The following is a 12,945-nucleotide window of genomic DNA, read 5'->3' on the forward strand; positions in this document are numbered from 1 at the left end:
ACCACCTATTCAAACACGAGGCTGAGAGATGGGATGAATGTGAGGATCAACGTCACAATCGTCATCATCACCACGAAGGGGAATGTCCCGATGAAGATATCGCCGAGTGTGGTGCTCCGGTCCGATATCGTCGCCTTGACCACATAGACCGTTAGACCAAACGGTGGTGTCAGCAAGCCGATCTCAACGGCAATCACCGTCACGATGCCGAACCAGATGAGGTCGCCGCCGAGTTCCGTGACGATCGGCAGGGACAGTGGCAGCAGGATCAGCATGATCGACGTGGAATCGAGGATCATGCCCATGATGACGACGATCACCAGATAGATCAGCATGAAGCCCATGAGGCCAAGGCCGGCATCCGAGAACATCAATGTGATTTCCTGCGGGATCGTGGAGAGGGTCAACATGCGTGAATACATGGAGGCCGCAATGATCAACAGGAGGATCGACACGGAGACGAGGCCGGTGTCAACGAGAACACGCCAGAAGCGCGCCCAGGTCAGGCTGCGTTTGGCAAGGGCGACAACAATCGACGCGGCAGCACCTGCGGCACCGGCTTCGGTCGGGGTGAAGAAACCGGTGTAGATGCCGCCGAGAACGATGATCACAAGTGCGGTGATCGGGATCAGCTTTATGAAGGCAGTTCCCCAGGTCTCACCCTCGATGACCGCCGGCCGCTCGCTTTGCATGACCATTTTCGGCCGGTAGCGGGCCATCAGGTAGATGCCGACACCGAAGACGAAGGCCAGCAGCACGCCCGGGACGATGGCGGCCAGGAAGAGCGCGCCGACCGATTGCTCCGCCAGAACACCATAGATGATCAGGAGCAAGCTCGGCGGGATCAGCATGCCGAGCACCGAGGACCCCGCCACAACGCCCAGCGCGAAGCGGTTGTTGTAGCCGTTGGCGACCATCTGCGGCACGGCAACGCGCGAGAACACGGCCGCCGATGCGATGGAGATGCCGGTGATCGAAGCAAAGACCGCATTTGCGGCCACTGTGGCCATGCCGAGGCCACCTTTGATTTTTTGCAGCATCCAGGCTGCAACGCGGTAGGCATCGCGTCCAATATCGGCGGTGTCGACAATAAGGCCCATCAAAACGAAGAGTGGCACAACGCCGAAGAGATAGCGATTGATGGCCCCGTCTGCAGCCAGTGCGAGTGAGCGAATGGCAACCGTCGGGTTGTCCCGGATCAGCCAGATGCCGAGGAAGCTGAGAAGGATCAGGACGACGGCGATGTGGGCTCCTGAAAAGATCAGCAGCAACATGAAACCGATTGACGCAGCACCGATCGCGATGCGGCCGAGATCGGCAACGAACAATCCGTAGCCGAGCGCCAGGATCAGCGCGAAGGCGATCAGGATCGGCAGGCCACGCGGCGGTATGATGACCGAGTGGCGAACCTTAAGCGGTTCAACACGGGTGGAATTCAGGATTTCCTTGATGTCACGCAGAACCTGCGTTGCAAAGGCGAGACAGGTCAGCAGCGATCCGCCGAAGAGGCAGGCCTTGATCGGCCAGACAGGGGCGGTAAAGACGCCCTGTGCCCCGAAGAACTCATTTTCGACCCAGGCATCGACCAGTTTCGGCCAGGTCCCCCAGGCAATCAGAGCAAACACGAAGATGCCGGCAACGTGGAAAAAGACCCGCATGACGGCTGCGGCGAAGGGACGGTTCTCCTCAATGCTGCCGATCAGGATGTCTGTTCGGGTCATGCGGCCGCTCATCACAGTGTGTGCGGCTTGCAGGAAAACGATCGCCACGATCGAGTTGGCAACGATTTCCGCGACCCCCTGAACCGGTGCATTCAGGAATGTCCGGCCGATGATGTCGGCGCAGATCAGCAGCATCAGGCAGAAGATCCAGATTGATGCTGCCGCACTTATTGTTCCCGTGAGCGCGGAGACCGCGCCCACCGCCCGGTCAGCGCCGTGGCGGAATTGTCTTGTTATGTCTGCCACGGCGAGCCCCCACTTTTATCGTTTAGACCAGTCGATGCGCGGCTCGAGCCCCGCCTCGTTGACCTTGGCCATATAGGCGTCGAGTACGGTCGCAGCGTTCTTGTCGGCGTTGGCGTCCGCCCACTCCTTGGCAAGGTTCGGAAGCGTGTCGGCCCAGGCAGCCACATCTTCCGCCGGAAGGTTCGTGACCGTTGCGCCGACTTCCGGCAGCTTTTCAAGGAACGTGTCGTAGCGCTGCATGACTTCTTCGGCATGCGCGACGGTGTATTCCTCGCCAAGCTCGGTCAGGACCTTCTGCACGTCTTCCGACAACCCGTCCCAGACATCCTTGTTGATGCCGAGGCCTCCGGTCATCTGCGCACCGATGCCCACAAGCGTGACATAGGGGGCGACTTCATAATGCTTGTTCGGAAACGCACCGGTGATGATCACCACCATGCCGTCGGCAACGCCGGTCTGCACCTGGTTGTAGTAAGTCGGCAAGGCACCGTTCACCGGGACTGCACCCAGATGCTTCAACCAGTTCGCGGACGGTCCGGGCGCAAGAATCTTCCGGCCTTCCAGGTCTTTCAGGGAGTTTACCGGGAAATTGGTCAGCAGATGGTAAGTCTCAACGCCGCTTGCGCCAAGAAAGACAACGTTCTGGTCTTCCCACGCATCTTTCAGTTCCGGGACCTCGCGGTGAAGCTCGTTCATGATCTTCAAGGTGGCGACAAGGTCGTCCGACACGAACGGAGTGAAGTAGGTCATGTTCTGGAGCGGCATCTTCGAGCCTTCCCAGAGCGTGCCAACCCAGCCGGCGTCCGTCAGGCCGTCGCCAACCGCCTCAAGCGTGTCCTTGAAGCCGTAGAGTGCGCCGCCATAGGCTTCGGTCCACTCAACACGATCTTCCGATCCCATTTCCTCAAGGCGCTTGTTGGTTTCAGCGACCACGAGGGTTGAGAGCTGGCCAACCCAGGGCACCACCGTCGGGTGGCTGGATGCCATAGTCAGATTGTAGGTTTTTGCATCTGCTGCCGTTGCTGCAAATGCGCACAAGGCGAGTGTTGCAAGAATGCGTTTCATCGTCTTTCCTCCCAATTGGGCGGTCATCAGGTGACCGCGTGCCTTCCTGTTGAAAAATTCACTTCGACCGTGACCCGGCCCTCGTTGAGCAGCCACGGCCGCACCTTGAAACTGCGCGCTCCGGAGGAGTGCATCGGGTCTGTTGCTGCGATCTCACGGGCGTGTTCCAGGCTATCGGCGCGGATGATGACCATGCCTTCGCCGTTCCAGGTGTGCTCGTCATCGGCCCAGAAGGGACCGGCACCGAGCATGATGCCCTTCTGTTCCAGTTCGACCTGGAACTTCAGGTGCTCCTCGATGTTTTCCATCACCGGGCCCATGCCGTCGTTCGGGGTGGTGAAGACCACATAGAGCTGCTTTTGAAGCATCCCCGCCGAGGCCTTGAGAATATCGTCCTTGGTAATGTTCGGACCTGACATGGCTTTCTCCTCCTAAAGCGTCTGACAGACTTCGTCGTAGTCGAACCGCGGCAAGCGGCGGAAAATCTTGGATGTGTCCGCGTAGCCGAGATTGACCAGGAAGTTGGATTTCAGTGACGTGCCGTGAAAGAACTCCTCGTCGACCTTGGCGTTGTCGAAACCGGACATGGCGCCAACATCGAGGCCAACCGCACGGGCCGCGAGCATGAAGTAGGCGCCCTGCAAGGTGCCATTGCGGAAGGCGTTGACCTGCGCGGCGGTCGAATTGTTCCGGAAGATGTCCTGCGCTCCGGGGTTGGGCGGGAACATCCTCGGCAGTTCTTCCCAGAAGTTCAGGTCGTAGGCGATGATGGCGGTGACCGGAGCGGTGCGCATCTTCGGCCGATTGGCCTCCATGAGGCAGGGTTCGAGCCTGTCCTTGGCTTCGTCCGAGCGGACGAACAGCACCCGCATTGGCTGTTGGTTCATCGAGGTCGGGCCCATCTTGGCGATGTCGTAGAGCGCCCTGAGCGTCTCTTCGGAAACATCGCGGTCCTGCCAGCCGTAATGCGTGCGGGCGACGGTGAAGAGCAGCTCCAGAGTTGTCTCGTCCGCTGCATGTTCCTGGGCCTGGAACACCCTGGCTGCCTCGCGGGCTTCAACATGTGCAGCTTCATGTGGATCAGTCATTCTGGTTTCCTAAACAAGTGTCGGGGATACGGGTGCAAGGCCGAGAATGTTCCTGGCTTGCTGAGGTGTTGCGACGGAACGGTTGTTGGCGGCGCAGATCTCGGCGGTGCGCTTTACGAGCGCCGCGTTGGAAGGCGCAAGCCGGTCCCGGTCGAGGCGGATATTGTCCTCCAGCCCGGTGCGGGCATGGCCGCCGGCAGCGATGGACCACTCGTTCAGGGTGAGCTGGCTGGCGCCGATCCCGGCCGCGCACCATTCCGCGCCCGGCATCAGGCGCTCGACCGTCCGGACGTAGTAGTCGAAGACGTCCTTGTCCGCCGGCATGGCGTTTTTCACACCCATGACGAACTGGATGTAGATGTCGCCCGGAATGCGTCCGTCCCTGTTCATGGCTGCCGCCTGGTGAATGTGGCTCAGGTCGAAGGCCTCGATCTCCGGCTTGACGTTGTGCGTGCGCATTTCGCCCGCAAGCCAGTCGACCAGATCCGGCGCATTCTCGTAGACGCGCGTCGGGAAGTTGTTGGAGCCGACCGACAGTGAAGCCATGTCGGGCTTGAGGGGCAGCATGCCGCCGCGTTCCTTGCCGGCACCGGACCGTCCGCCGGTGGAGAACTGGATGATCATGCCGGGGCAGTGCTTTTCCAGTCCCTCCTTGAGCCGGGCGAACTTTTCCGGATCGGAGCTGGGGGTCTGATCGCCGTTGCGCACATGCGCATGACAGATCGTTGCCCCGGCCTCGAAGGCTTCTTGCGTGCTTTCCACCTGTTCCGAGACCGTGATCGGCACGGCCGGATTGTGCTCCTTGCGCGGCAGGGAACCAGTGATCGCAACGCAGATGATGCAGGGCTTGGACATGTTACGCCTGCTTGGGTGCCAGCACGAAGTCGAACTCGACGTCCCAGTAATAGGGACCGCTAAAACCTGCTTCGCGGGTCTTGCCGGCGTCTTCGATCTTTCTGAAATCGGCGATCAGGCTTTCCTTGACGCCGAACACACTGTCGGAATGGATGTATTCATCTTCCGGATCGAAGATGTGGGTGGTCAGTTCGTCATAGCCATCCTTGGAGACGATGTAGTGCAGATGCGCCGGCCGGAACGGATGGCGTCCCAGGCGGTTCAGCATGTCACCGACAGGACCGTCCGCCGGAATGGAGTAGTGCTTCGGCTTGACGGCCCGGAACCAGTATTTTCCATCGGGACCAGTGCGGAACACACCGCGCAGATTGAAGTCCGGCTGGATGCCCTTCTGCTGGACGTCGTAAAAGCCTTCGTCATTGGCCTGCCAGACGTCAATCTTGACGCCTTCCATCGGATTACCGTCGATGTCCTTGACCGTGCCATGGACCAGAAGATCTTCGCCCTTCTCGTCAAGGCAGATGTTGTGGCCCATTTCGTATTCGGGAGCATCGCCAAGGTGAAACGGCCCAAGGACCGTGTTTTCCGATGCGCCTGTCGGGCGGCGTGAGTTGACGGCATCGACCAGCATCGAAACGCCGAGCACATCCGACAGCAGGATGAATTCCTGGCGCCAGTCGTCACACTTGTGGCCTGTCGCCGTCAGGAACTGGATGGCCTTGAACCATTCTTCCTGCGTCGGTTCGATCTCCTTGACGGCTTCATGGAGTTTGCGCGTAACGACTTCCATCACTTCCTTCAGGCGCGGGTCGCTGGCATTCTTGTTCCGGCCGGTGACCACTTCTGCGGAGTTTTCTTCGGTAAAATATCCAAGCTCATGAGCTTCCATCGGGTTCTCCTTAACGTGCGAGAATTTTGGTGAAGACGCGGCGCAGATCGCCGGCCGGGTCGCTGGTCAGTCCGGTGCTGCGCCAGGCGACGTGCTGGTCGGGACGAACCAGGACACAGCCTCTGTCACTGACTTCGCGAGCGCGCGCCCAGTCACCGGTGTGATCGACAAACTTGCGGCGGGGACCGATGACGTGGACGGCCACGTTCAATCCAAATTCGGCGCCGACCGACTTGGCCGTTTCTTCCCAGGCTTCCCCTCCGATGCCAGTGAAGACGGTGAATTTTCCGCCGCCGCACAAATCGAGCGTTGAGAACTTTTCGCCGGTGTCATGGTCAAAGAGCCAGCAATGGGGGATACGCGCTCCTGGCCAGGTGGTTGGCTGGTAATGAAGCTCTGCGTCCCTTTCGAAGGCGGGCTCGGGCTGGCCGTCCGTTTCCACAGCGGAGGACTTGTAGCGCTGGTTCATCTCAACGCCGTGGGCGTCAAACTCGTACTTCTTGAAGGCGATTGCCTTGCGGATGGCGTCTCGCTGAGCTTCTGCTGCATCGGTGCTGTTGCAGCGGGCAACCAGGTTTTCCTGCATCACTTCCGGATCGACACCTTCGCCCATGCCAAGCGCTTCGAAAATCGGTCCGAATTCGGCGATGGACTGGTTGGCGCGGGTAACGATCTGCTTTGCCACCGGTGCGCGTTCAACGCTGTAACTGTCCAGCAGCGCTTCGCCGGCCTGACCTTTCAGAACGGCGGCAAGTTTCCAGGCGAGGTTGAAACTGTCCTGGATGGACGTGTTGGACCCAAGCCCGTTGGAGGGCGGGTGCCGGTGGGCGGCATCGCCCATGATGAACACGCGTCCCTTCTGCATGTTCGTTGCGTACATGTTGTTGACGGTCCAGGTATTTGCGGAGATCAGATCGATCTCCAGCTCCGGGTCGCCGACAAGCTGACGCGCGACGCTGGTCGCCATTTCCTCGTCGACTTCGGGTGCGGGCTGACTGATGTCGTAGCCCCAGACGATCAGCCATTCGTTCCACGGCCGGACCATGCGCACGAGACCCATGCCGATCCCGCCGACATCTGCGCCGGGCTGCATCACCCAGTAAAGAACCGACGGCCGGTGTGCGACGAACCGGGAGAGATCCGCCCTGAAGAGGATGTTCATCGACCCGCCAACACCCATCTTGCCTTCGAAGGGCAGATCCTCGTGTTCGGCAACGAGAGAGTTGCCGCCATCGGCGCCGACGAGATATTTCGAACGCACGGTGAACTCCTTGCCGGACAGGCGGTCCAGGCAGGTTGTCGTGACGCCCTCGGCATTCTGTTCATGTGACAGATACTGCGCCGACATGCGTGCCTGCGTGCCGCGCGAACAGGCCGTCTTGAACAGGAGTGGCTCCATGAAGGTTTGCGGCAGGTCATTCATCATGGTCGGGGACGACAGAAGGTGTTCGGCCTTTGAGAGCGGGTGATTGCCCCAGCTCTTCATGCGCCCGATTTCCTCACCGGCAAGGCTCTCACAGAAGACGTTTTCGCCCATGAGTTCCTGATGTGCCGCGAACATGTAGGCTTCGTCCTCGACTTCGCGCCCGAGATCCCTCAGCACTTCCATGGTTCTCTGGTTGGTAATGTGTGCGCGCGGTGTGTTGGCAAGCCAGCGATACCGGTTGATCGCCATGTTCTCGATGCCGTAACTCGACAGAAGCGCTGCGGTTGCAGATCCCGCGGGGCCGGTGCCGATGATCAGGACGTCTGTGCTGTAATCAGCCATGTCAGTTTCCTCCAAATTCAATCAGGACCGGGGGTCCCACAGGCGCGCGTCGAAATTCGCTTCGTAGGCTTTTCCGTCGGGGTAGCTGACGAGCTCGAGCTGCATGCCCCAGGGGGCGAGGAAGTAGACCCAAGTCTCGCCGGCCGACGGGCCTTCCGTCATCGTTGTCGGTGCGCCCAGGACCTTGATGCCCTTGTCTTGCAGGTAGGAGACAGCGGCATCCATGTCGGTTGTGTAGAACGCCAGGTGATGGCCACCGATGTCGGAATTGCGCGGCTGTTTGCTGTCCTGATCGGGTGCCGTGTACTGGAAGATTTCCAGATTGGCGCCGTTGGCGCAGCGGACCAGGCGCATTGCCGGGATCGTCGCTTTCGGATCCACGTTCAGGTGGTCCTGCATCCAGGTGCTTTCACCGCCCGAAAACGGGCCGAGCGGGTAGAACGCCTGGCAGCCAAGCGTGCCGGTGAAAAAGTCCACGGCCTGTTCAAGATCCGGCACGGTGAAACCGATATGGTCCATGCCGGTCATTCCCGGTAGGCCGTCTGCCGATGCCATCGATCCGCTTGCGAGTACGCACAAGGCTGCGAGTGTCTTTTTCATTTCATCCTCCCGATTTTTCGTTGGGGTCGCCGGAGAGCCTGCGGCGGATAGGAAAGAGTTCGATTCCCGTGCGATCGGTGAAGAGGCCCCAGAGACCGCGGGGTGCGAAAAGCATGATGACGATGCCGAGAAGGCCGAGGACCAGGAGGTACCAGGAGCCATATCCGGACAGGGAGTTCTGCAGGGCGAAGAAGACGAGAACCCCGATGATCGGACCTTCGATGGTACCGATGCCGCCGATGACCACGATGAAGATCACATAGGCCGTCCAATCCAGAACCGAGAAGGCTGCGTCTGGCGAAATCCTGGCTTTCTGGACATAGATCAGTGCCCCGGCGAGACCCGTGATGAAGGCGGTGCTGAGGTAAACAATCGTCTTGATGCGCTGGGCATCGACACCGACGGACCGCGCCGCGTTCTGGTTGTCACGGACAGCGGCGAGGCCAAGGCCCTGCCGTGACCGCAGCAGCCGGTAGACGACACCGACGGTCACCACTGCAAGGACGAGCGCCAGCCAGAAGGTGATGACGTCGGTCGCGGCGGAGGTCTTGAAACCGAAAGTGTCCTTGAGAAACTCCAGTCCGAACATTTCGCGGGTCGCGCTGCGGGGTAGCGAGGTTCCGGTACCGCCGCCGAGCGCCTTCCACTGTGCAACGGTGAGGCGCACGATTTCCGCAACGACCCATGTCCCGATTGCGAAGTACGCGCCTTGAAGACGGAATGTGAAGAACGCGGTCGGGATGGCGAGCAAAGCTGCCGCGATCCCGCCAAGTGCGATGGAGACCAGTGGATCGAGATCCAAGAGGATCACGCCACCGAACATTGCGTAGGCGCCGATACCGACAAAGGCCTGCTGGCCGACCGAGACGAGACCGGCGTACCCGGCCAGAAGGTTCCAGCCCTGTGCAAGAACCAGCATGGTGAGGATGAAAAACAGATCCTGGATAAGGCTGCGTGAGGCATAAAATGGCGCAAGCGCAAGGACGACGACGAGGACGGCGGCCAGTCCGAGGAAGATTGTCGACGTGCGCGTTCTGGTCTCTACAGTCCAGTTGGTCTGAGCGGGCATGGTCATGGTCGCGCTCCCTTAATCCACCGCCCGCGGGAACAACCCGCGCGGTCTCAGCAACAGGACGACGACAAAGGCGACGTGGCCGGCCAGGATTTGCCATTCGGGATTGATTGCAGCCCCAAGCGTCTGCGCGACACCGATGATGATGCCGCCGGCGAGCGTGCCCCAGAGCGAACCGAGACCGCCTATGATCACCGCTTCGAAGGCATAGATCAGACGTGCCGGGCCGATTGTCGGATCGAAATTGGCGCGGGTGCCGAGGTAGAGCGCGGCGATCGTTACGACGACCATCGCAATGCCGGTTGCGGTTGCGAAAATGTTCTGCGGGCGCACACCCATGAGGCTGGCGGTGACCGCATCGTCGGAGGTGGCGCGGAATGCCCGACCGAGCGACGTGCTGTAGAACAGCCGGTTGAGGGCAACGATGACCACGATGGCAGAGATGAATGTCAGCAGTGGCATCACGCCGACATTCACAGGACCGAGCGCGAGCGACGCCGTTTCAAGCTGGCCGACCGAAAGTCGTTTGCTGTCTGCCGAAAAACCTTCAAGCAGCGCATTCTGGATCACGATCGACAGACCGAACGTGACCAGGAGCGGCGGCAGGATGTCCGGACCAAGTGTCCGGTTCAGAACATGCATCTGAAGTAGCCAGCCAACGCCGAACAGAAATGGCGCTGCTATAAGGGCTGCAAGGAACGGATCGATGCCGAGCAGCGTCACGAGAACGAGGATCAGATAGGCCGCCATGACGATGAGATCGCCGTGGGCAAGGTTCACCAGCCGCATGATCCCGAAGACGAGGCTCAGTCCAGCAGCAAACAGCGCGTAAAGGCCGCCGAGCAGGACACCCTGCACGATTGTATCTATCCAGATCATGCAGAGGCTCCGAAATAGGCGTTGTGAATGGCGTCGCGGCTGAGATCCGAAGGGGAGCCCTCAAGTGTGATCCGGCCCTCCATCATGCAGTAGACCCGGTCGGCGACCTTGAGCGCCTGGCCGATGTCCTGTTCCACCACGACAATTGATGTGCCGGTTTCCTTGATCTTGGGAAGCGCGGCGTAAATGTCCTTGATGATGACCGGTGCAAGGCCGAGGCTGATCTCGTCGCACAAAAGAACGCGCGGGTTTGACATCAGGGCCCGGCCGATCGCAACCATTTGCTGTTGGCCACCGGACAGAGCCGTGCCTGCGTTGGTGCGCCGCTCCTTCAGAACCGGAAACATTGAATAGATGCTTTCCAGGTTCCAGGGACCATCTGTCTTGCGTCCGTAGGCGCCGATGAGGAGGTTTTCTTCCACGCTCAGGGACGGGAAGAGCTTGCGGCCCTCGGGCACCATGGCGATGCCCTTCTTGACGATATCCGCCGCATGCGTGGAACCGATCCGGTCCTTGTCGAAGACAATGGCTTCCGGCTGGTTGCGCAAAACACCGGAGATGGAGCGCATAAGCGTGGTCTTGCCGGCGCCGTTGGCGCCGATAATTGCGACCGTTTCGCCTTCCTCGAGCCGAATGTCGACACCGAAGAGCGCCTGGAAGTCACCATAGTGTGCGGTGAGGTTTTCTGTTTGAAGCAGCGCCATCAGACATCGATCCCCAGATAGATTTCGCGCACTTCCTGCGAATTCATGATGGTGTCAGGGTCGCCGATGCCGATGACCTTGCCGAAGTCGAGGACCAGAAGGCGCTCGGCGACAGACGTGAGAGCGTGAAGGACATGCTCGATCCAGATGATCGACATGCCGCCGGCGTGGACCTTCTGGATCGTTGCAACGAGCGCGTGGCATTCACCTTCCGTCAGGCCGCCGGCAATCTCGTCCAGCAGGAGCACCTTCGGACGGGTTGCCATTGCCCGGGCTAGCTCGAGGCGCTTGCGTTCCAACAGGCTGAGCCGTCCAGCGACTTCGTTCGCCTTTCCGATCAGGCCTGTTTCAACAAGGATATCCGCGCACTCATCAGAGACTTCGTTTTCCGGAAGCCGGTTGCCGAAGGCGCCGGCAACGACGAGGTTTTCAAAGACAGTCAGCTTTTCGAACGGTTGCGGGATCTGGAAGGTACGGCCCAGACCGCTCAGGCAACGTTCCATCGGCGGAACTTGCGTAACATCACGTCCAAGGAACTCGATCCGGCCCTCGTCGACCGGCAGATTGCCGGTGATCAGATTGAACAAGGTCGATTTGCCAGCGCCGTTCGGTCCGATCACACCCAATGCCTCGCCCTCAGCGAGATCAAAGGTGATGTGCTGCGAAACACGAAGCGCGCCAAAGGCTTTCGACACATTGTCGAGCGCTAGGATTGCCATTGATCCTGTCCTTAAAGTCGAGGCGCAGACGCCTGGTCTGCGCCGTCCAGCCGTCAGGTGATGGGTTCCATCTTGCCGCCGGTCGGAATGTTCGGTGCCGTCTGGTTGTCCGTGATTACGAGGTCGTAGCCGCCGCCGTCCTTCAGACGCCACTGGCCACCGACAAGCGGTGTCTTGGCGACGTTCTTGGCTGCAAATGGCGGCAGTCCCTTACCGTCCCACGCGATCGGACCGACGATTGTGTCGAGCTTCGTTGCGGCGATGACTTCGGAAACTTCGTCCGCATCGGTCGGATCGTCCGCCCGTTTCATCACGTCGGCAGCCAGTTCGAAGAGGGCGTGGACGAAACCGATCGGCTGGGTCCAGGGCCGACCCGTGGCTTCGGTGAAGCCCGACGCAAGCTGAGCTGAGCTTTCGCCCGTGAGGGAGGAGGAGAATGGATGCGTCGGGCTCCACCAGACCTCGGATGAGAGATTGTTGCCGGCATCGCCCAGCGCCTCGACCGCCTGCGGGAAAAGGATGGCCTTGCCGATGGACGCGACCTTCGGGGTGAAACCCTGCTGCTTTGCCTGGGTCCAGAAGGTTGTGAAGTCGGGCGGGATCATCACGCCGGTAACGATTTCCGCATTGGCCTGTTTGAAGGCGTTGATCTGCGCGGTAAAATCGTCGGTCAGGTTCTGATAGCGACCGGGATCGGTGAGGCCATAGCCGAGTTTTTCAAGAACCGGCGGAAAGCCGACATTCGGGTCGCCCCAGGCGTTGCCGTCGCCGTCATTCGGGAAAAGTCCGCCAACCTGCTTGTTGGTGTCGAGCTGCCCCCACATGTTGGTGAAGACCGCGATGACATCCTCCAGACCCCAGAAGAAGTGATAGGAGTAGTAGAACGGTTCCCAGCTTCCCGGATCGCCAGGGTTGCCCTGCTGCCCGATGAACCAGGGCTGCCAGGGAGCAACGGTCGAGATGCAGGGGATTTCCTCGCTCTCACAGGTGGTCGTCACCGGATTGGTCGTCTCCGGCGTCGAGGCCACCAGCATCAGGTTAATCTCGTCGTCGATGATCAGCTCGCGGGCGACCTCGGCAGCCCGGTTCGGGTTGGACTGACTGTCCTTGACGATCACCTCGATGTTGAGGCCCTGAGCCTTGGCGGCCGCGTTGAAACCACTGATGATGTAGTCGTCGGCCTCGGCAAAGGCAGCGAGGGGGCCGGTCTGCGGGCTGACATAGCCCAGCTTAATCGGCGCGCCCTGGGCGCGGGCCGGCAAGGCCAGCCCGGATGTTCCTGCAACAGCGGCAGATGCGGCTGAAGCTTTCAGAAATGCCCTTCTATTCAACATGTTGG

At 60.3% G+C, this 12,945-nt stretch carries 13 protein-coding genes; all 13 read right to left on the reverse strand.

The annotated features are described in order from the left end of the window. Nucleotides 1–5 precede the first annotated feature (5 nt). Genes RBB47_RS12055 through RBB47_RS12115 form a run of 13 tightly spaced genes read right to left on the reverse strand, consistent with a single transcriptional unit; the run spans nt 6 to nt 12,940 of the window. A complete protein-coding gene (locus RBB47_RS12055; RefSeq protein ID WP_305986050.1) occupies nt 6–1,967 on the reverse strand; it encodes a TRAP transporter large permease subunit in 1,962 nt (653 codons plus the stop codon). Nucleotides 1,968–1,982: 15 nt separating this feature from the next. After that, complete coding sequence (locus RBB47_RS12060; protein ID WP_305986051.1) at nt 1,983–3,032, reverse strand: C4-dicarboxylate TRAP transporter substrate-binding protein; 1,050 nt, start codon at nt 3,030–3,032, stop codon at nt 1,983–1,985. A 26-nt stretch (nt 3,033–3,058) separates the two neighbouring features. Next, nucleotides 3,059–3,451 carry a YciI family protein gene (locus RBB47_RS12065; protein ID WP_305986052.1) on the reverse strand — a complete coding sequence of 131 codons (393 nt, stop codon included), beginning with the start codon at nt 3,449–3,451 and terminating at the stop codon, nt 3,059–3,061. A gap of 12 nt (nt 3,452–3,463) precedes the next feature. Further along, nucleotides 3,464–4,120 (reverse strand): malonic semialdehyde reductase, encoded by a 657-nt coding sequence (locus tag RBB47_RS12070; RefSeq protein WP_305986054.1) that lies wholly within the window; start codon nt 4,118–4,120, stop codon nt 3,464–3,466. Between the two features lie 9 nt (nt 4,121–4,129). Then, nucleotides 4,130–4,975 carry a 3-keto-5-aminohexanoate cleavage protein gene (locus tag RBB47_RS12075; protein WP_305986055.1) on the reverse strand — a complete coding sequence of 282 codons (846 nt, stop codon included), beginning with the start codon at nt 4,973–4,975 and terminating at the stop codon, nt 4,130–4,132. A 1-nt stretch (nt 4,976) separates the two neighbouring features. Then, on the reverse strand, nt 4,977–5,864 hold the full coding sequence (locus tag RBB47_RS12080) for an intradiol ring-cleavage dioxygenase (protein WP_305986056.1): 888 nt from the start codon (nt 5,862–5,864) through the stop codon (nt 4,977–4,979). Between the two features lie 10 nt (nt 5,865–5,874). Beyond that, nucleotides 5,875–7,632 carry an FAD-dependent monooxygenase gene (locus RBB47_RS12085; RefSeq protein WP_305986057.1) on the reverse strand — a complete coding sequence of 586 codons (1,758 nt, stop codon included), beginning with the start codon at nt 7,630–7,632 and terminating at the stop codon, nt 5,875–5,877. 21 nt (nt 7,633–7,653) lie between these two features. Further along, nucleotides 7,654–8,232, reverse strand: a complete 579-nt coding sequence (locus tag RBB47_RS12090; RefSeq protein WP_305986058.1) for a VOC family protein — start codon at nt 8,230–8,232, stop codon at nt 7,654–7,656. 1 nt (nt 8,233) lies between these two features. Beyond that, nucleotides 8,234–9,307, reverse strand: a complete 1,074-nt coding sequence (locus tag RBB47_RS12095) for a branched-chain amino acid ABC transporter permease (protein ID WP_305986059.1) — start codon at nt 9,305–9,307, stop codon at nt 8,234–8,236. Between the two features lie 12 nt (nt 9,308–9,319). Further along, a complete protein-coding gene (locus tag RBB47_RS12100; protein WP_305986060.1) occupies nt 9,320–10,183 on the reverse strand; it encodes a branched-chain amino acid ABC transporter permease in 864 nt (287 codons plus the stop codon). Then, on the reverse strand, nt 10,180–10,887 hold the full coding sequence (locus RBB47_RS12105) for an ABC transporter ATP-binding protein (RefSeq protein WP_305986061.1): 708 nt from the start codon (nt 10,885–10,887) through the stop codon (nt 10,180–10,182). Before RBB47_RS12105 ends, RBB47_RS12100 begins: the two co-directional genes overlap by 4 nt. Further along, the gene (locus tag RBB47_RS12110; RefSeq protein WP_305986062.1) at nt 10,887–11,606 is read right to left on the reverse strand and encodes an ABC transporter ATP-binding protein; all 720 of its coding nucleotides are present in this window, start codon (nt 11,604–11,606) and stop codon (nt 10,887–10,889) included. The genes RBB47_RS12105 and RBB47_RS12110 overlap by 1 nt, the downstream gene beginning before the upstream one ends. A 53-nt stretch (nt 11,607–11,659) precedes the next feature. Next, nucleotides 11,660–12,940, reverse strand: a complete 1,281-nt coding sequence (locus RBB47_RS12115; RefSeq protein WP_305986063.1) for an ABC transporter substrate-binding protein — start codon at nt 12,938–12,940, stop codon at nt 11,660–11,662. Nucleotides 12,941–12,945 lie beyond the last annotated feature (5 nt).

Source organism: Roseibium sp. MMSF_3544 (assembly GCF_030732845.1).
In the GTDB taxonomy this organism is placed as follows: Bacteria; Pseudomonadota; Alphaproteobacteria; order Rhizobiales; family Stappiaceae; genus Roseibium.

What these genes read in the sequence shown, in the direction of transcription:
- RBB47_RS12060 (WP_305986051.1), bottom strand. Translation starts at nt 3,032, where the DNA reads ATGAAACGCATTCTTGCAACACTCGCCTTGTGCGCATTTGCAGCAACG.
- RBB47_RS12065 (WP_305986052.1), bottom strand. Translation starts at nt 3,451, where the DNA reads ATGTCAGGTCCGAACATTACCAAGGACGATATTCTCAAGGCCTCGGCG.
- RBB47_RS12070 (WP_305986054.1), bottom strand. Translation starts at nt 4,120, where the DNA reads ATGACTGATCCACATGAAGCTGCACATGTTGAAGCCCGCGAGGCAGCC.
- RBB47_RS12075 (WP_305986055.1), bottom strand. Translation starts at nt 4,975, where the DNA reads ATGTCCAAGCCCTGCATCATCTGCGTTGCGATCACTGGTTCCCTGCCG.
- RBB47_RS12080 (WP_305986056.1), bottom strand. Translation starts at nt 5,864, where the DNA reads ATGGAAGCTCATGAGCTTGGATATTTTACCGAAGAAAACTCCGCAGAA.
- RBB47_RS12085 (WP_305986057.1), bottom strand. Translation starts at nt 7,632, where the DNA reads ATGGCTGATTACAGCACAGACGTCCTGATCATCGGCACCGGCCCCGCG.
- RBB47_RS12090 (WP_305986058.1), bottom strand. Translation starts at nt 8,232, where the DNA reads ATGAAAAAGACACTCGCAGCCTTGTGCGTACTCGCAAGCGGATCGATG.
- RBB47_RS12095 (WP_305986059.1), bottom strand. Translation starts at nt 9,307, where the DNA reads ATGACCATGCCCGCTCAGACCAACTGGACTGTAGAGACCAGAACGCGC.
- RBB47_RS12100 (WP_305986060.1), bottom strand. Translation starts at nt 10,183, where the DNA reads ATGATCTGGATAGATACAATCGTGCAGGGTGTCCTGCTCGGCGGCCTT.
- RBB47_RS12105 (WP_305986061.1), bottom strand. Translation starts at nt 10,887, where the DNA reads ATGGCGCTGCTTCAAACAGAAAACCTCACCGCACACTATGGTGACTTC.
- RBB47_RS12110 (WP_305986062.1), bottom strand. Translation starts at nt 11,606, where the DNA reads ATGGCAATCCTAGCGCTCGACAATGTGTCGAAAGCCTTTGGCGCGCTT.
- RBB47_RS12115 (WP_305986063.1), bottom strand. Translation starts at nt 12,940, where the DNA reads ATGTTGAATAGAAGGGCATTTCTGAAAGCTTCAGCCGCATCTGCCGCT.